18 protein-coding genes are annotated in these 18,115 nt (G+C 65.0%); 10 read left to right on the top strand and 8 right to left on the bottom strand.

The genetic code is table 11. The features are described from left to right. Positions 1–3: 3 nt before the first annotated feature. Together ATE67_RS10330 and ATE67_RS10335 are read left to right on the top strand one after the other, a co-directional pair. Positions 4–1,629 (top strand): N-acyl-D-amino-acid deacylase family protein, encoded by a 1,626-nt coding sequence (locus ATE67_RS10330; protein WP_058816625.1) that lies wholly within the window; start codon positions 4–6, stop codon positions 1,627–1,629. Positions 1,630–1,774: 145 nt separating this feature from the next. Further along, positions 1,775–2,887, top strand: a complete 1,113-nt coding sequence (locus ATE67_RS10335; protein ID WP_058816746.1) for an aminotransferase class I/II-fold pyridoxal phosphate-dependent enzyme — start codon at positions 1,775–1,777, stop codon at positions 2,885–2,887. A gap of 28 nt (positions 2,888–2,915) precedes the next feature. Here ATE67_RS10335 and ATE67_RS10340 read toward each other — a convergent pair whose 3' ends face one another. From ATE67_RS10340 to ATE67_RS10370, 7 genes are all read right to left on the bottom strand, one after another. Continuing rightward, positions 2,916–3,212 (bottom strand): hypothetical protein, encoded by a 297-nt coding sequence (locus ATE67_RS10340; protein WP_156416979.1) that lies wholly within the window; start codon positions 3,210–3,212, stop codon positions 2,916–2,918. A gap of 132 nt (positions 3,213–3,344) precedes the next feature. Further along, complete coding sequence (locus tag ATE67_RS10345) at positions 3,345–4,067, bottom strand: response regulator (protein WP_058816627.1); 723 nt, start codon at positions 4,065–4,067, stop codon at positions 3,345–3,347. Beyond that, positions 4,064–6,733, bottom strand: coding sequence for a sensor histidine kinase (locus tag ATE67_RS10350; RefSeq protein ID WP_058816628.1), 2,670 nt, complete (start codon positions 6,731–6,733; stop codon positions 4,064–4,066). Before ATE67_RS10350 ends, ATE67_RS10345 begins: the two co-directional genes overlap by 4 nt. Continuing rightward, a complete protein-coding gene (kdpC, locus tag ATE67_RS10355; protein ID WP_058816629.1) occupies positions 6,730–7,320 on the bottom strand; it encodes a potassium-transporting ATPase subunit KdpC in 591 nt (196 codons plus the stop codon). Before kdpC ends, ATE67_RS10350 begins: the two co-directional genes overlap by 4 nt. Positions 7,321–7,330: 10 nt before the next feature. Then, the gene (gene kdpB, locus ATE67_RS10360; protein ID WP_058816630.1) at positions 7,331–9,367 is read right to left on the bottom strand and encodes a potassium-transporting ATPase subunit KdpB; all 2,037 of its coding nucleotides are present in this window, start codon (positions 9,365–9,367) and stop codon (positions 7,331–7,333) included. Between the two features lie 10 nt (positions 9,368–9,377). Continuing rightward, positions 9,378–11,081, bottom strand: coding sequence for a potassium-transporting ATPase subunit KdpA (kdpA, locus tag ATE67_RS10365; protein ID WP_058816631.1), 1,704 nt, complete (start codon positions 11,079–11,081; stop codon positions 9,378–9,380). A gap of 11 nt (positions 11,082–11,092) precedes the next feature. Further along, the gene (locus tag ATE67_RS10370) at positions 11,093–11,182 is read right to left on the bottom strand and encodes a potassium-transporting ATPase subunit F (RefSeq protein WP_058816632.1); all 90 of its coding nucleotides are present in this window, start codon (positions 11,180–11,182) and stop codon (positions 11,093–11,095) included. A 531-nt stretch (positions 11,183–11,713) separates the two neighbouring features. Here ATE67_RS10370 and ATE67_RS10375 point away from each other — a divergent pair. Then, complete coding sequence (locus ATE67_RS10375) at positions 11,714–12,487, top strand: helix-turn-helix transcriptional regulator (protein ID WP_058816633.1); 774 nt, start codon at positions 11,714–11,716, stop codon at positions 12,485–12,487. Between the two features lies 1 nt (position 12,488). Here the strand turns inward: ATE67_RS10375 and ATE67_RS10380 are convergent, their stop codons facing one another. Beyond that, positions 12,489–14,309, bottom strand: coding sequence for a DUF885 domain-containing protein (locus ATE67_RS10380; RefSeq protein ID WP_058816634.1), 1,821 nt, complete (start codon positions 14,307–14,309; stop codon positions 12,489–12,491). A gap of 107 nt (positions 14,310–14,416) precedes the next feature. Here ATE67_RS10380 and ATE67_RS10385 point away from each other — a divergent pair, with 107 nt between their 5' ends. The 7 genes from ATE67_RS10385 (at position 14,417) to ATE67_RS10415 (ending at position 18,114) form a co-directional block, all read left to right on the top strand. After that, positions 14,417–14,731 (top strand): LuxR C-terminal-related transcriptional regulator, encoded by a 315-nt coding sequence (locus ATE67_RS10385; protein WP_058816635.1) that lies wholly within the window; start codon positions 14,417–14,419, stop codon positions 14,729–14,731. 52 nt (positions 14,732–14,783) lie between these two features. Next, positions 14,784–14,966, top strand: coding sequence for a hypothetical protein (locus ATE67_RS10390; RefSeq protein ID WP_156416980.1), 183 nt, complete (start codon positions 14,784–14,786; stop codon positions 14,964–14,966). Between the two features lie 58 nt (positions 14,967–15,024). Continuing rightward, positions 15,025–15,360, top strand: coding sequence for a hypothetical protein (locus ATE67_RS10395; RefSeq protein WP_058816637.1), 336 nt, complete (start codon positions 15,025–15,027; stop codon positions 15,358–15,360). Positions 15,361–15,399: 39 nt separating this feature from the next. Then, the gene (locus ATE67_RS21685; RefSeq protein WP_197411922.1) at positions 15,400–15,897 is read left to right on the top strand and encodes a hypothetical protein; all 498 of its coding nucleotides are present in this window, start codon (positions 15,400–15,402) and stop codon (positions 15,895–15,897) included. After that, complete coding sequence (locus ATE67_RS21690) at positions 15,837–16,421, top strand: JAB domain-containing protein (RefSeq protein ID WP_058816639.1); 585 nt, start codon at positions 15,837–15,839, stop codon at positions 16,419–16,421. The genes ATE67_RS21685 and ATE67_RS21690 overlap by 61 nt, the downstream gene beginning before the upstream one ends. Before the next feature lie 23 nt (positions 16,422–16,444). After that, complete coding sequence (locus tag ATE67_RS10410) at positions 16,445–16,849, top strand: winged helix DNA-binding protein (RefSeq protein WP_156416981.1); 405 nt, start codon at positions 16,445–16,447, stop codon at positions 16,847–16,849. Positions 16,850–16,959: 110 nt separating this feature from the next. Further along, complete coding sequence (locus ATE67_RS10415; protein ID WP_058816641.1) at positions 16,960–18,114, top strand: acyl-CoA dehydrogenase family protein; 1,155 nt, start codon at positions 16,960–16,962, stop codon at positions 18,112–18,114. Position 18,115 lies beyond the last annotated feature (1 nt).

The following is an 18,115-nucleotide window of genomic DNA, read 5'->3' on the forward strand; positions in this document are numbered from 1 at the left end:
CGTATGACCCGGCCGTTCGCGCTTGCCTTTGCCTCGGTGCTGCTGGTCGGCGCCGCCGCGCCGCCACCCGCCGCCTATGACATCGTCATTCGCGGCGGTCGCGTGCTCGACGGCGCAGGCAATCCGTGGGTCGCCGCCGACGTCGCGATCAAGGACGGCCGTATCGCGCGCGTCGGCGTGATCGAGGCCAAGGGCAAGCAGGAGATCGACGCCAGCGGTCGCTATGTCTCGCCCGGCTTCATCGACATGCTCGACCAGTCGGGGCGCGTGCTGCCGCGCGACGGATCGGCCGCGAACAAGCTGCGCATGGGCGTCACCACGCTGATCGCCGGCGAAGGCGGCACCGCGGTCCCCGCGGGCGAACTTGCGGGCTATTTCAATATGCTCGAGACGCAGGGCATCGCGGTCAATTTCGGCACCTATTATGGCGCGATCCAGGCGCGCGTGAAGGTGATGGGCGACGGCGCGGGCGCCCCGAGCGAAGAGCAATTTCGCGCGATGGAAGACGAGGTGCGCACCGCGATGAAGGCGGGCGCGTTCGGCATTTCATCGGCGCTGATCTATTCGCCCGCCAGCTTTCAGGCGACGGACGATCTGGCCCGCCTCGCGGCGATCCCCGGCAAGTGCGGCGGCTTTTATGCAACCCATATGCGCGACGAGAGCGACAAATTGCTTGCGGCGATCGACGAGGCGGTGGCGATCGGCGAGCGCAGCGGCGCGAAGGTCGAGGTATTCCACATCAAGGCCGCCTATGCGCCGCTGTGGGGCAAGCTGATGCCGCAGGCGATCGCGCGGATCGAGGCGGCGCGGACGCGCGGTGTCGACATCGGCGCGAACATCTATCCCTATCGCGCCGGCGGCACCGGGCTCGACGTGACGATACCGACGCATGTCTTCGCCAAGGGCCGCGAGGCCGCGCATGCTGCGCTGCGCGACCCAGCCGTCCGCCAACAGCTCAAGCAGGAGCTTGCCGCCGGACCGCAGGCGGACTGGTCGAACCTCGTCCACGCGTCAGGCGGCTGGAAGAATGTCGTGCTCGCGAACGGCCAGGCCGAACAATATAAGCGCTTCAACGGCCGGAATTTCGCCGACATCGGCAAGGCGCTGGGCAAGGATCCTGCCGATGCCGCGTGGGACATCTGGCTCGCTGCGCTGCCCGCGCGCGCATCGGCGCTCTATTTCATGATGGACGACAAGGACATCGACCTCGCGATGAAACAGCCGTGGGTCAGCGTCGGCACCGACGCCTCGGCAACTGACAGCACGGCGGACCCCGAAAGTGCGGGGCGGCCGCATCCGCGCTCCTATGGCACCTTTCCGCGCATCATCGCCGAATATGTCCAGGCACGCCCGGTGCTGACCCTGCCCGACGCAATCCGCAAGATGACCGGCTGGCCCGCGCAGCGGCTGGGCCTCGCCGATCGCGGGCTGCTGCGCGAAGGCATGCGCGCCGACATCGTCGTCTTCGATCTGGCGACGATCAAGGACCGCGCGACCTATGAGGCCCCCACCGCCGCGCCGGAAGGCATCGGTGACTTGATCGTCAACGGCGTGGTCGCGCTGGCCAAGGGACAGCCGACAGGGTCGCGGAGCGGTATGGTTCTGCGTCACGCATGCACGACGGCCTGACCCGTCCGCTCGGCGATTTGGACATTTCCGCTATTCGGCTAGGGAAGCGCAGCGACAAATCCTTTCGACCTTATGGAGCCCGTTCGCCGTGCCGATCGACATTGATCCCTTTCACGCCATCGCCATCAGCCGTCTCGCGCATCGGATGCGCGCCGAGGGGCGTTCGGTGATCCATATGGAATTCGGCCAGCCCTCGACCGGTGCCCCCGCGGCGGCGATCGAGGCCGCGCACCGCATCCTTGATGCCGACGGCATGGGTTATTGGGAAAGTCCGGGTCTCAAGGCGCGCATCGCCGCGCATTATGGCGAAACCTATGGCGTCGCGGTCGATCCGGAACAGATCATCCTCACCTGCGGCGCCTCGCCCGCCTTTGTGCTTGCCCTCTCGTGCCTCTTTTCCCCCGGGGACAGGGTCGCTCTCGCGCGGCCCGGCTATGTTGCCTATCGCAATACGCTGAAGGCGCTCCATCTCGTGCCCGTCGAGCTCGCCTGCGGCGAAGCCGAACGGTTCCAGATCACCGCGGAAGCGGTCGCGCGCCTCGATCCCGCGCCCGATGGGCTGATCATCGCGAGCCCGGCGAACCCCACCGGCACGATCATCCCGCCCGAAGAGCTCCGGGCGCTGGCGGAGGTGTGCCAGCGGCGCGGCATTGCCCTCATCTCGGACGAAATCTATCACGGGCTCAGCTATACGCTGCCCGCCGACACGATGTTGCAGCACGCGCCGGATGCGCTCGTCGTCAACAGCTTCTCCAAATATTTCAGCATGGCGGGCTGGCGCCTTGGATGGCTTGTCGTGCCAGAGACGCTGATCGACGCTGCGCGCGCCCGGATGGGCAATCTGTTTCTGACGCCGCCCTCGCTCGCGCAGCACGCCGGACTGGTCGCGTTCGACTGCCGCGACGAACTCGAGGGTCATATCCGGACCTATGCGCGCAATCGCGAACTGCTGCTCGACGCGCTTCCGCAAATGGGCCTTCGCCGGATCGCCCCGCCCGATGGCGCCTTTTACATCTACGCCGATGTCGGCCATCTCACCAATGACAGCCTTTCGTTCTGCGAAGCGCTGCTCCGCGAGACCGGCGTCGCCGTGGCGCCCGGACTGGATTTCGACCCGGTCGACGGCAACAGCTTCATACGCCTGAGCTTTGCGGTCTCCACCGATCTGGTCGAAGAGGCGATACGCCGCCTTGAGCCATGGATAAGGGCCCGAGGGATCGCTACCGCCGCATCGTCACAATCGGTTGCTCTCCATTGACGCAAAGGCTGCTGGCCGCCTTCGCTCGCTATCGATGCAATTGAGAACTGGATTCCGGGACAGGCATCGGTAAGCGCCGCCAGCGTTCGGAAACCTCGACGGTTTCCCACAGTCCCGGACCAATCAGCAAAAGCGCGCTGCCTGCGCTGCCGCAGAGGAAGGTGGCCGCAGAGAGGGCGAGCGTCAGGGGAGCAGCTTCGCGGACCGGCGCGCCGAGCGCCATGTGGTGAAGCCTCATGGCAACCGCCCAGCCGAAGCCGAGCAAGAGCATGCCGCCGGCGCGCAACCCGACATTCGCAGCTAGAGTTTGATGCCAGTTTTTCATGGAGCGCCTCCGCAGAAGGCCTCCCATCTACGCAGCGCCGCGTAGGAATTCGAGATCGCGAAACCCGGCCGCGCGTTGAAATGTCATATGATCGGGTCTCCGCCGCCCCAGGTCACGAAGACCATATGGCGATCAGCCTGCGCCGCCGTCAGCGGGCAAGCTGTCGACGCCGAGCCGCAGACGATAACCGATCCCCAGTTCGTTGCTGATGATCCGCGGCTGCTGGGGGTCCGTCTCCAGCTTATGGCGCAAGGTCCGGATCAGGACGCGCAGATACTCGACATGATGCTCATGCTCGTGCGGCCAGACCTCGTTCATGATCTGCTTGTGCGTGATGACCCGGCCGGGGAAACGCGCAAGCTGTTCCAGCACGGCATATTCCTTGGGCGTCAGATGCACTTCCCTGCCGCCCTTGGTCACGGTGCGCGCAATCAGGTCGATCGTGACATCGCCGACCGAGAGGCTGAGGTTGCCTCCGTCGCGCGTCAGCCGGTTGCGGAGCGCGACGCGGACGCGCGCGAGCAACTCGTCGGTATCGAAAGGCTTGGTGAGATAATCGTCGGCGCCGAGATCGAGGGCTGCAACCTTTTCCTCGGTCGCATCGCGCGCCGAAACAACGATCAGGGTCGTATCCGATTGCTGCTTGAACAACGGAACAAGCTCAAGGCCGTCACGATCGGGCAGTCCGAGATCGAGCAGGACGATGTCGGGCCGCTCCTCGCGGAGGCGCTCTACCGCCTCGCGCGCATTGGCGGCTTCGACGATCGCATAGTCGGCGCGTTCGAGCGCGGCGCGGATGAGCCGGCGGATGTGGAGTTCGTCATCGATGACCAATATCTTGTGACGCACCTTCATGGATTATCCTCGCCGGTGGGGTGGGTGATGATCAGCGCCTGGGGAATGCAGATCGTGAAGCGCGCGCCGTGCGGATCGCTGGCGTTTGCCGCCTCGACGGTCAGCCCCATCGCCTCGGCAAAGCCCTTCACGATCGCCAGGCCGAGCCCGGTGCCATGCTTGGCGCGGTCGCTGCCCTCCAGCCGGGTGAAGGTTTCGAAGACGCGTTTTTCATTGCCCGGCGCGATACCGGGTCCTTGGTCGATGACCGACAGCAGGATCGCGTCGGCGGTGCGGTTGGCGCGAATGGTGATCGGCGTATCGGGGTCGGCGTAGCGCCCGGCATTGTCGAGCAGGTTGATGAGGCAGTGATGAAGCAGCACCGGATCGACACGCACGAGGGGGATGCTCGAATTGATGTCGATACGGACGTCATGCCCGGCGAGCGAGGCACGGGTATCGTGCGCCGCGCTCGCTGCGGCGTCGAACAGCTCGGTCGCCTCCACCTTCATCGGCAGCGCGCCGGCCTCCACGCGCACCATATCGAGGAGGTTCGACACGAAGCGGTTCAGCCGCCGCGCCTCGGTCTCGATCGTCTCGGCCATCTCGGCGAAGGGATGGCGCTGCATTTCCTGCGCTGCCGACAAGATCGTCGTGAGGGGGGTCCGAAGGTCATGGCTGACCGAAGAGAGCAAAGCCGAACGCAACCGGTCGCGCTCGTCCACCTGCCGCGCGCGCAGCGATTGCTCCTCCAGTTCCATGCGATCGAGCGCGATCGACGCCTGGTCGAGCAGGCTCATCAACAGCGGCACCTGGTCCGATCGCACCGGCTCGCGCGCGTCATCGCGCGTCATCCCCAGCACGCCCAGCACCCCGCGCGTCGTGCGCAAGGGATGGAACAGCCAGTCCGACGCGGTAAGCGTCGACGAACCGCGCCCGGCGGGCTGCTCATTGTCCATCGCCCACTGCGCCGCGGCGCGCTCGATCTGTTCGAGCCGGTCTTCGGGCGGCACCGCCGCACGAAGCGTCGGCCCGTCGGTCGAGGGGAGCAGCAACACGGTGCGGACATCGAGCAGGCGGCCGACCTCGGCGCAGATCGCCTGCATGAGCGCATCCTGATCGGGCGCGGCGGTGAGCTGGCGCGAAAAGCTGGCGAGCGCCGCATTCTGCCGCGCGCTCGACTGCGCCAGATCGGCCTGCGCACGCACGCGCGCCGCGAACTGGCTGGTGACGATCGCGACGCCGAGCAGCACGAGGATGCTGATGACATTCTCAGGATTGCTGACGGTCAGCGTGCCCGTCGGCGGCAGGAAAAAGAAATTATAGGCGAGGCTCGACGCGAGCCCAGCGAAAAGCCCGGCACGGAGGCCGAAGGTCGCGGCGGCGAACATGACGGGCACGAGATAGAGGAGCGAGATATTGCCGAGATCGATGACCTCGATGAGCAGGCGCCCGAGCGCGGTCATCACGACGACCATGGCGAGCGACCAGAGATAATCCGCTGGTTTGCCCCAGCGGCCGGGGATGGCGAGCGCCGGTCGGGGGGCCGCCTTCGCATCGGGCTCGCCGGGCAGGACATGAACCGCGACATCGTCGATCGTCCGCACGAGCTGGTCGACGACCGAGCCGTGGCGCATCTCGAACCACCAGGGACGCGCCGATTTGCCGATGACGACCTGCGTTGCGCGCGCATCGCGGGCGAAGGCCTGCAGCCCTTCGACGACGCTGGCTGCCGGCACGGTCGCGGTCGACGCGCCGAGCCGCGAGGCGAGCGCCAACGTGTCGGCGAGTTGCTTGCGGTCAGCATCGGTGAGCGACTGGCTGCGCCGCGTCTCGATATAGACCGCGCTCCACGGCGCCTTCAGCGCGTCGGCGAGCCGTTTGCCCGCGCGCACCAGCTCGGCCGCGACCGGCAACTCGCTGACCGCGACGACGATCCGCTCGCCGACCGCAAAGCTGCCCGCGAGCGCGTGGCTGCGCACATGGTCGAGCATCTGCGCATCGACCGCCTGCGCCGCGCGGCGCAGCGCCAGTTCGCGCAGCGCGGTGAGATTCGATTTGGAAAAGAAATGGGCGAGTGCGCGCGTCGCTTCCTGCGGGATATACACCTTGCCGTCGCGCAGCCGCTCGATCAGCTCGTCGGGCGGGATGTCCACGACCTCGATCTCGGCATTTTCGAGAATGCTGTCCGGCACCGTCTCGCGCACGCGGACGCGGGTGAAGGACGCCACCACATCGTTGAGGCTTTCGACATGCTGGATATTGATCGTCGAATAGACGTCGATTCCCGCATCCAGCAGTTCCTCGACGTCCTGATACCGCTTCGGGTGCCGGCTGCCCGGCGCGTTGCTGTGGGCAAGCTCGTCGACGAGCACCAGCTGCGGCCGGCGTTCGAGTATCGCGTCGATGTCCATTTCGCCAAGGCTGTGCCCCTGATGGTCAACCTGACGCCGCGCGACAATCTCATGCCCCTCGACCAGCGCCTCGGTCTCGCGCCGACCATGCGTTTCGACGACCCCGATCACGACATCGACCCCGGCCTCGCGCCGTTGCCGCCCGTCGGTGAGCATCTCCCACGTCTTGCCGACTCCGGGCGCAGCGCCGAGAAATACTTTCAGACGGCCGCGGCCTTCCTGCGCCGCTTGGCGCAGAAAGGCCTCGGGGGATGGTCGATCATTTCCTGTCACGCGCCGGGTTTAGCCCCAAAAGCATCGAGCCGTCGATTGAGCTTGAACACATCGACGCGCGGTTCGCCAAGAAAGCCGAGGGTGGGCCTATCGATGCTCTGTTCGACAAGCCTGCGGACGGCCGCCGGATCGATCCCGCGGACCCGCGCGACGCGCGCGACCTGAAACAAGGCCGCCTCGGGGCTGATATGGGGATCGAGCCCCGAGGCGGAAGTCGTCACCAGGTCGGATGGAACGGGGTGGCCCGGTGATGTTTCGGAAAGCCGGGCGATATCATTTTTTACGCGGTCGGCGAGCGCCTGCGACGTCGGTCCGAGGTTCGAGCCCGACGAGGCGAGCCCGTCATAACCGTCGCCCGCCGCAGACGGCCGCGTGTTGAAATAGCGTTCGCTGGTGAAGGCCTGCCCGACGACGGCCGAGCCGATGATTTTGCCATTCTCGCGAACGAGGCTGCCGTTCGCCTGGACCGGGAAGAGCGCCTGCCCGACGCCGGTGAGTGCAAGCGGGTACGCAATCCCGAGGAGCAACGCGAAAAGCAGCGTCATGACGAGCGCTGGGCGCAGCGAGCTGATGATATCCTTGTTCATGTTCTTATCCTCAGACCAGACCCAGGCCGCCAACGGTAAGGTCGATGAGCTTGATGCCTGCGAAGGGCGCGATCAGGCCGCCAAGGCCATAGACGGCGAGATTGCGCGCCAGCAGCGGCCCCGCGCCCATCGGACGATAGGTTACGCCCTTCAGCGCGAACGGCACGAGCAGCGGGATGATCAGCGCGTTGAAGATGATCGCCGACAGGATCGCGCTTTCCGGGCTGGTCAGCCCCATGACGTTGAGCACGCCGAGCCCCGGATAGAGCGCGATGAACATCGCAGGAATGATCGCGAAATATTTGGCGACATCGTTGGCGACCGAAAAAGTCGTGAGCGCCCCGCGCGTCATCAGCAGTTGCTTGCCGAGCCCGACGACTTCGATCAGCTTGGTCGGATCGCTGTCGAGATCGACCATATTGCCCGCCTCGCGCGCCGCCTGCGTCCCCGTGTTCATCGCGACCCCGACGTCGGCCTGTGCAAGCGCCGGCGCGTCGTTCGTGCCGTCGCCGCACATCGCGACAAGGCGGCCGCCCTGCTGCTCGTTGCGGATCAGCTCGAGCTTGTCTTCGGGCGTCGCCTGCGCGAGGAAGTCGTCGACCCCGGCCTCGGCCGCGATCGCGGCGGCGGTAAGCGGGTTGTCGCCGGTGATCATCACGGTGCGGATGCCCATCGCGCGCAGCTCGCCGAAGCGTTCGCGGATGCCCGCCTTAACGATATCCTTGAGGAAGATCGCGCCGAGCAATTGTCCGTCCTTCGCCACCGCCAGCGGGGTGCCGCCGGCGCGTGCGATCTCGTCGGTGATACGGCGCAGTTCGGTGGCGGCGGCGGTCGCGCCCGCCCCGGGGTTGGCCTTGAGCACCGAATCGACCGCGCCCTTCTGGATCACGCTATCACCCAGCTTGATGCCCGAAATACGCGTCTGCGCGGTGAAGGGGATGATCTCGGCGCCCGCAGGCAATGCGGTCAGCGTCTGGCCGAATTTATCGCGCGCCAGCGCGACGATCGAACGGCCTTCCGGGGTTTCGTCGGCGAGGCTGGCGAGCAGCGCCGCTTCCGAGAGGACGGCCATCGACTGGCCGCCGACCGGGCGGAATTCGGTGGCCTGCCGGTCGCCGACGGTGATCGTGCCGGTCTTGTCGAGCAACAGGACGTCGATGTCGCCCGCGGCCTCGACCGCGCGGCCCGATTTCGCGAGCACATTGAAGCGCACGAGACGGTCCATGCCGGCAATACCGATGGCGGAGAGCAAAGCCGCGATCGTCGTCGGAATGAGGGTGATGAGCAGCGCCGCGAGGATCGCGACCGGGATGCTGCCCCCCGCATAGGAAGCGAAGCTCGGGATCGTGCCGACCGCGATCAGGAAGATGATCGTCAGCCCGACGAGCAACAAAGTCAGCGCGATCTCGTTCGGCGTCTTCTGCCGCTCGGCGCCCTCGACGAGCGCGATCATGCGGTCGAGGAAGCCCTGCCCCGGATTGACCGTCACCTGGACACGGATTTCTTCAGAAATGATGCGCGTGCCCGCAGTCACCGCCGAACGGTCGCCGCCCGCCTCGCGGATCACCGGCGCGCTTTCGCCGGTGATCGCCGCTTCGTTGACCGACGCGACACCCGCGACGACTTCACCGTCCGAGGGGATCAGATCGCCCGTCTGGACAAGCACCACGTCACCGACCCGAAGCGCGCTGGCGGGGACGCTTTCATAGGCATTCCCCTCGCCCTTCAGCTTCTTGGCCATGAGTTCGGCCTTGGTGGCGCGCAGCGAAGCCGCCTGCGCCTTGCCGCGCCCTTCGGCGAGCGCCTCGGCGAAAGTGCCAAAGAGCACCGTCAGCCAGAGCCAGATCACGAGTTGCAGCTTGAAGCTGGTCGCGAGCCCGTCTTGGCCGACGACGAGAAGCAGCGTCAGCAAGGTTGCGACGACCGCAGTGGTGAACATCACCGGGTTGCGGATCAGTTCGTTCGGGTTGAGTTTGCGGAAGGCGTCGCCGATCGCCGGAACGATCAGGTCAGCCGTGAACAGGGACTTGGTTTCAGGCCGAGCCATTTGGATATCCTTAGAAAAGCTGGCCGCCCATCATCGCGAGATGATCGGCGATCGGACCGAGCGCGAGGCTGGGCAGAAAGGTCAGGCCGCCGACGATCAACACAATTCCGACGAGCAGGCCCGTCCACAGCACCCCGGTGGTCGGGAAGCTGCCCGCAGTCTCCGGCGTATATTTCTTCGCCGCGAGGCCGCCCGCGATCGCCAGCATCGGAATGATGATGAAGAAGCGGCCGACCCACATCGCGACGCCGAGCAAGCCGTTGTAGAAGGGGGTGTTGGCGGTGAGGCCCGCAAAGGCCGACCCGTTGTTCCCGACCGCGCTGGTGAAGGCGTAGAGGATTTCGGAGAAGCCGTGCGGCCCCTTGTTGAGCGGTCCGGCGAGCCCCGCCTCGGTCACCGAGGCAATGGCGGTCAGGCCGAGGATCATCAGCGGCAGCACCGCGATCGCGAGCACCGCGAGCTTGACCTCGCGCGCCTCGATCTTCTTGCCGACATATTCGGGGGTGCGCCCGACCATGAGGCCCGCGACGAACACCGCGAGGATCGCGAAGAGCAGGAAGCCATAGATACCCGCGCCGACGCCGCCGACGACGACCTCACCGAGCTGGATGTTGAGCAGCGGGATCATGCCGCCGAGTGCGGTGAAGCTGTCGTGCATCGCGTTGACCGCGCCGCACGATGCCGCGGTGGTAACGACCGAGAAGAGCGCCGAGGCGGCGATGCCGAAGCGGACCTCCTTGCCCTCCATATTGCCGCCGCCCGCGCCAAGCTGGTGAAGGATTGGGTTGCCTGCGGCTTCCTGCCAATAGGTGACCGTCACGCCCGCGAGGAAGATCGTCAGCATCGCGGCGAGGATCGCCCAGCCCTGGCGCGGATTGCCGACGGCCTTGCCGAAGGTCCAGGTCAGGCCGAAACTGATCGTGAAGATCGAGAGCATCTGGACGAAATTGGTCAGCGTGTTCGGATTTTCGAACGGGTGCGCCGAGTTGGCGTTGAAGAAGCCGCCGCCGTTGGTGCCGAGCATCTTGATCGCTTCTTGGCTCGCGACGGGGCCGAGCGCGAGCGTCTGCTTGACGCCTTCGAGCGTCGACACATCGACCGAACCGGCAAGGGTCTGCGGCACGCCGTTGGCGATCAGAAAAACCGCATAGATCATGCAAAGTGGGAAGAGCAGGTAGAGGGTGACGCGCGTCATATCGGCCCAGAAATTGCCGATCGTCTTCGTCTCGCGCCGGGCGAAACCGCGGAACAGCGCGAAAGCGAGCGCGATGCCGGTCGCCGCCGACAGGAAGTTGTGAATGGTCAGGCCAAGCATCTGGCTGAGGTTCGACAGCGTCGATTCGCCGGCATAGCTTTGCCAGTTGGTGTTGGTGGTGAAGCTGACCGCGGTGTTGAACGCGAGGTCCGCGCTGGTGCCGTCAAAGCCGAGCGGATTGAGCGGCAGCACGCCCTGCAGGCGCAGCACGCCATAGGTGAAGAGCAGCAGCACGACGTTGAAGATGAGCATATGCACGGCGTAGCGGCGCCAGCCCTGTTCCTCGTTTGGGTCGATGCCCGACAGGCGGTAGAAGCCCGTCTCGACGGGACCGAGCAGGCGGTGCAGCGGCGTGGAGCGGCCTTCGTAAAGCGCGAAGAGCCATTGCCCCATCGGCTTGGTGAGCAAGAGCAGGATGCCGACGAACGCAGCAATCAAAAGCCATCCCTGAAAGGTCATGGCGAGCCTCCTTAAAAGCGTTCGGGCCGTGCCAGCACGGCGACGAGGTAGAGAAGAAGGCCGAATGCGGTGAGGCCCGCGAGCCAGAGATCGAGAGTCATGGCGATCAGTCCCTATGCGTCGTCGCAAAGGCGAGCGTAGCCAAGGCTCGCAGCGACCAGGCCGAGGAGAAGGCCGATCCAAAGAAGATCTTGCATTGTTTTTGCTCCAGCAGAGCGTTGGCCGCCGAGCGCGGCGCGGGTGGTCTGCGGAGCATCAGATAGTCGAGGCGCGCATTTGAATTCGAGAGACCGAAAACTATCCCCGCATAGTATTTGCGTATGATTTTACCGATTTCGCTTTGAGCACGCGGGAAAGGGCGATGCCGCTGCGCGGACATCGCCCGCTTGGCGCTACAAATCGTCCCGGTGCCGGGCGATTACGAACGCCACGGCCAGAACAAGGATTCCCGCAGCGGTCAGGCCGACGATGAGGGCGGCATTTGCCATCGCCCGAGTTTGAGCGGGATGCCGTCCCAAGTCAAAGGTCGACCCGTGGGCCGCCCCTCGCGCTGCCGGCCGATCATGCTTGCGCGGCGACCTTTGGGCGGACTATGCGCTTGCCCATCGTCCGCGTTTGAACGGGATCATGTCATGGCCGATAAACGCGTCGTCATCGTCTCCCCCGAATTCACGAGCTTCGTCGGGCGCGGCGCGTGCGACGCCTCTGCCCTGCCCCCCGAGGCGATCCTGCTGGGCTTCGGCGACATTGGCGAACCCGCGGTCAGCGTCCTGACGCGCGAGGATCTTCGCGAGCGCGCCAACGATGATCTCGTCGTTTTTGCGGTCGGCCGCGCCGCATGCATCCGGCTGTTCGACCTGACCCCGAACCCGCAGGGAAGCTGGTATTTGCCCGCCGATCTGCGCGCTATCGGCCGCAAAGTGGTGGCGGTCGAGGGCGATGGCGAGGCCGCCGACATGCTGCGCGCGGCCCGCAGCATCGAGCTGCTCCACCGCCTCTTCACCGCTTTCACCGAGGAGCGGATGGTCGAGGTTTGCGGCGCGACCACGCTCAGCGAACAGGATGTCGCGCTGGTCGCGGCCGCGCACCAGATCGTCAACGAGCATTGGCAGGAGCGGCTGACGGTGGGCAGCGTCGCGCGGCGATGCGGGCTCAACAAGAGCAAGCTGACGCGCGGCTTTCGCGAACTCTACCGATGCACTGTGGCCGAGGCGGTCAGCGAGCACCGGCTCAGCCACGCGCGCCAGCTCGTATCAGCCAGCGATCTTCCGATCTCGAGCGTCGGCTATCGCTGCGGCTACACCAGCAACGCCAGCTTCACGCGCGCCTTCGCACGCCGCTTCGGGATGACCCCGACGGAGCTGCGCCAGCAGGAAGGCCGGCCCCCGTCGGCGCCGGCCCCATAGCTCAGCGCCGCTTTGCCGCGATATAACGGTCGACCTGCTCCTCCAGGATGCTGAGCGGCAGCGCGCCCTCGCTCAGGACCGCTTCGTGGAATTCACGAATGTCGAAGCGCGGTCCCAGCTCGCGTTCGGCGCGCTCGCGCAATTCCTTGATCTTGAGCTGTCCGACCATGTAGCTCGTCGCCTGTCCCGGCCAGTTGAAATAGCGATCGACCTCGCGCGCAATGTCGGTGTCCGACACCGAGCTGTTCGCGCGAAAATAGGCGATCGCCTGCTCGCGCGTCCAGCGCTTCGAATGAATGCCGGTGTCGAGCACCAGCCGGATCGCGCGCCAGACCTGCAGCGACAGCATTCCGAAGCGATCATAGGGTGTCTTGTAGACGCCCATCTCGTTCGCGAGCCGCTCGGAATAGAGCCCCCAGCCCTCGATGTAGGCGCCATATCCGCCGAACTTGCGGAACTTCGGAATCCCGGCCAGCTCCTGCTGCCGCGCGATCTGGAAATGATGTCCGGGTGCGCCCTCGTGCGCTGCGATGCCCGCGACCTGCACCTTCTGCGTCTGCGTCATGTCGACCAGGTTGACGTAATAGATTCCAGGCCGCGACCCGTCGGCCGACGGCGGGTTGTAGAAGGCGGTCGAAGCGGTGCCTTCGCGCCATTTCTCGACCGCGCGCACTTCGAGGCCGGCCTTCGGCAGCACGCTGAAATAGCGCGGCGCCGTCGCCATGGCGGAGGCGATGATCGCGCGCGCGTCGCTCAGATATTGATCTCGCCCCGCATCGTCGTTCGAATATTTGAACTGCGGATCGGTGCGGATGTGATCGAAGAATTGCTCGAGCGTCCCTTTGAAGCCCACCTCCTGCTTGATCTTCTCCATTTCCCCGCGGATCGCCGCGACCTGTTTCAATCCCAGCTCGTTGATCTGGTCGGCGGTGAGGTCGGTTGTGGTCGAACCCTTTAGGCGGTCGGCATAATAGGCCGCCCCGTCGGGAAGGTTCCAGACGCCGAAATTTCCTTTCGACTGCGGCTCGATCTCGTCTATCGCGGCAATGAGCGTGTCATAGCCGTCGCGAAACGGCCCACTCAGCGCCGCCGCGGCATCGGCGAGCAGCTTTTCCTTCACCGCAGCTGGCGCATCCAGCGCGCCGACCTTTTTGCGGAAATCCGCCATCAGCGTCGAATCCGCGCCGCCATCGAACGGCGCCCCAACCAGGATCTTGCGCGCATCGGCGCGTGCGGGCGCGAAGTTCACCTTGTTCGGGACGACCCCCGCCGCCGCCTGCGTGCGCATCACCGCGGCCACCTCGGTCATCACGCGGTTCGTGTCCTTCAGGCGCGCGATATAGGCCTCCGCATCGGCGACGGTATCGATGCGGTGGTTGTTGATCAGCAGGACCGGGATCGCGCCCGCCGGGCTGCCGTTGGTGGTCACCGGAAAGCGCAACTTTTCGAAGCGCAGCGATTCGCGTCCGCGCTCGACCTCATATTCGAACAAGCGATAGCTGACCCGCGCGCGCTCGCCCAACTGCGCGGGCCGGAAACGCGCCCGCATGTCCTTCAGTTGGCGCTCGGCCAGCTCCTGCTCGCGCACGTCGGCCGCGTCGGTATAGTCGTCGAGCCGGTCGTAGTTGGTCTTCAGCCCCAGATGCGTCTGGCTCTCCGGCGACAGCGCCGTGCGTTCATCGAATGCAGCATCAAGGAATTGCAGCAGCGCCGCATCCGCTGTCGCCGTCGACGCGGCGGCCGCGGGCGCCTCCACCGGTTCGTAGGCATGGGCGGCGAACGGCAAGGAGGACGTCAATAGAAGGGCGAGAGCAAGGCGCATGGGATTCTCCTGTTGGGGGGCGGCCTGTTTACCCGAGCATCCGCCCGGTGCAATCGCTCGCCGCTTTCCGCTTGTTGAGCGCAGGCAAAACATGATTAGAAAGAGCGATGGGCGCGACGGAACGGGATGACGGCAACGAATTCGGCGATCTGACCGACAAGCAGGGCACCGTCCTCGCGCTGCTCGCCAATGGCCGGACGTCGAAGGAGATTGCGAGCGCGCTCGATCTCTCCGAGTCCGCGGTTAACCGGCGCATCGAATTGCTGCGCATCCGGTTCGGCGGCATCACCCGTCTCGAACTCGCGCGACGCTATCGTGACTGGATGACCGGCTTAGCAACCGAAAACGGCGCGTCGATCCATGGTGTAGAAATTGACAGGCAAAGGTTACGTCTCGCGCTGCCCCCCCCTGCCCGACGATAAATCGGTCGAGGACAAGGACGGCGCGTCTTTGCTTTTCCGGGACTCGCTCGAGATGTCGATCAACCCGCCATGGAAGAGCCAAAGCGAGCCACAAATTGTCCCCAGGGTTCTCGACGGTAAGGACGCCGTGCTGACCCGTGGTGCAGCTATCGCGGTTATCCTGGTGGGGATTATCGCCAGCCTCGTTCTCGGCCTTGCCGCGGCGGGCGCACTTACGGCGACGCTCGGCCGCTAACCGCCCTGATCGACGACGATAGGACCGGCTGCGAGTGCCGGTCTGCGGGGGCAATGCCATGACGACCGCCGTTCCTGCTTTCATGATCCGTATCCGCAACCAGATCCGAGCCGCCGAAGAGAAAGCCGATGAAAGTCTGCTCGCAAAGCTCGACGTGATGAGCGCCATCCTGCGTGCCCGACAAGTCGAGGAAGCGCCGGCGCCGCATATCGCACAGGACGCCATCGTCCGGCTCGGTCGCGCGATTCAGTCAGACATCAGTTCGACAAACGACGTCTTCCGATCGCATAACGCGTTGGTCGAAGCGAAAGCCCGGATAACCGGCGGCCCCAATCATGACGATGACACGCCGCTTTTCGAGACCGAGCGCGCTGGGCACGACGTCGCAGCCTGACGATTGACCTTCCCGTCGCGCGAGGCCAACCTCGCGCCCGTGAGTTGGACCTGGGCCTTCAATATTGCCACGATGGCGATGCTGTTCGCAGCCGCGCTTCGATGGGGCGCCGGGCCCGAGCGCTTTTGCGCGACGGTGGTCGTTTTCATGAATGTCGGCGATCGGCTCTATCATGCCGCGGTGGCCCGCGACACGATCTACGCCTCCGTCGACATCGGCCATCTCCTCCTCGACCTGACCAGCGCGGCTCTTTTTATCAGCGTGGCGTTACGGGCGAACCGGATCTATCCTCTATGGCTTTCCGCCTTCCAACTGGTCTCGGTCGTTTCCCATTTCGTACGCGAAGTGGATGGAAAAGTCGGGAATCTGACATATGCGGTCCTGAACTACGCACCGTACAATTTCATCCTGTTGATTCTGGCGGGAGGAATCTGGGCGCACGCGAGGCGCGTGAAGCGCTTCGGGCCCTACCGATCGTGGCGAACCTCCTCGAACCCTTCGCGGGAGGCCTTGCCGAAGTCGCCGCCGATCGGCTGATCCGACACTTCGGCGGTCTGGGCCGAGCGCTTGCCGTAACGCCCGAACAACTGCTCGGCGCGCTCGCGGGCGACCGGCGTCTCGCCGAAGCGATCGTCGCCGCGCGCACTCTGTTCGAGGCAGGACTGCGCGAACGGATTTCGCATGCGCCGGTATCGATCGGCGATCCCGCCTTTCACGAATATCTGCGTTTCATCATCGGCAAGTCTTCTACCGAATGCCTGCATGCGACCTTTGTGACGTGCAACTGGGGCTACCTCGCGGACGAACAGATCGCGAGCGGCACCACAGCCCAGGTCGAGACCAATATGCGCCGCTTATTGGGCCGCGCCTTCGACGTCGGAGCGCATGGGATCATCCTTGCCCACAATCATCCTTCGCTTTCGGCCGAACCGAGCGTCGAAGATATCGAGCTGACGCGAACAATCGCACAGCTCACCAAATCGGTCGGGATTCGACTTCTCGATCATCTGATCGTCGGCGGTCAGGAGATCGTGAGTATGAGACAAAGGGGTCTTTTGTAATGGGACATCATAATTCTCAGCAAATGTCCGAAGCATTCGAGACGAGAGCGATCACCTTCGCGCCAGCTCCTTCGATAACCGAAGGCGCCGACCCCGAAGCGAGCCATCTGGCGATGATCGCCGAGCGCGAATATGCCAATCGTCGCCGCCGCGACGCGTCCTTCGCGCCCGGAATCTTCGCGGAGCCGGCCTGGGACATGTTGCTCGACCTCTATGTCCAACAGCATCAAAAGCGTTCGGTAAGCATCCATAGCCTGTGCATCGCCGCGGCAGTCCCTCCGACGACGGCGCTGCGCTGGATCGGGCGCTTGGTCGACGCGGGGCTTATGAAGCGCGAGCCGTCGCTGCAGGACAATCGGGTCGTCTACGTCGCGCTGACCGACGAAGGGCGGAGCGCGATGGAGAAATATCTTCGCGGCCGCCTCTGATCCGCACACAAACGCCAGTCGCGTCGCCCTGTGATATTTGCTGCTTGCCGGTCCGCCCGGCGCCGTTCATGGCGCTGGCATCCATCGTTTGAAATGGGGATCGAAGCCGCATGCCCGAACAGTCGCATCCCGAAATTCGTGAATCGGTACGCCGGCTTTGTGCAGAATTTCCCGGCAGCTATTGGCAGGCACTCGATCGCGATCGCATCTATCCCACCGAATTCGTAAGGACGCTGACCGAGGCGGGGTTTCTGTCGGTGCTTGTGCCGGAGGGGTTCGGCGGCGCGGGGCTCGGCCTGTCGGCGGCGACCGCGATCCTCGAGGAAATCCATCGTTCGGGCTGCAACGGCGGCGCCTGCCATGCGCAGATGTACACCATGGGGACGATCCTGAAGCACGGATCGGCCGAGCAAAAGGCGCGCTACCTGCCTGGCATCGCCAGCGGCGACCTTCGGTTGCAAGCCTTCGGCGTCACCGAGCCGACGAGCGGCACGGACACGACGCGGATCAAGACCTTTGCGCGCCGCGATGGCGACGATTATGTCGTCAGCGGCCAGAAAATCTGGATCAGCCGCGCCGAGCACAGCGACCTGATGGTCCTGCTCGTCCGTACCACCCCGCGCGATCAGGTCGCCAAGTCGTCGGACGGGATGAGCGTACTGCTGGTGGACATGCGCGACGCGGTCGGCAACGGCCTGACGATCCGCCCCGTCCGCACGATGCTCAACCATGCGACGACCGAGCTGTTCTTCGACGATCTTCGCGTCCCCGCGGCCAATCTGATCGGCGAAGAGGGCAAGGGCTTCAAATATATCCTCGACGGAATGAACGCCGAGCGCATCCTGATCGCCAGCGAATGCATAGGCGACGGGCGCTTCTTCATCGACCGGGCGTCGGCCTATGCGGCGGAACGCGAGGTATTCGGGCGGCCGATCGGTGAAAATCAGGGCATCCAGTTCCCGATCGCCCGCGCCTATGTCCAGCTATCGGCCGCAGCCGCGGTGGTCGATCAGGCGGCGGCGATGTTCGAGGCAGGCGAGCCGTGCGGCACCGAGGCCAATATGGCGAAGATGCTCGCGTCCGAAGCGAGCTGGTACGCCGCCGACATGTGCGTCCAGACGCACGGCGGCTTCGGCTTTGCCGAGGAATATGACATCGAACGCAAGTTTCGCGAAACGCGGCTCTATCAGGTCGCCCCGATCAGCACGAACCTGATATTGAGCCACGTCGCGACGCACGTCCTGAAGCTCCCGAAAAGCTTCTGAC

The sequence above is a fragment of the Sphingopyxis sp. H050 genome (assembly GCF_001468265.1).
Lineage (GTDB): Bacteria > Pseudomonadota > Alphaproteobacteria > Sphingomonadales > Sphingomonadaceae > Sphingopyxis.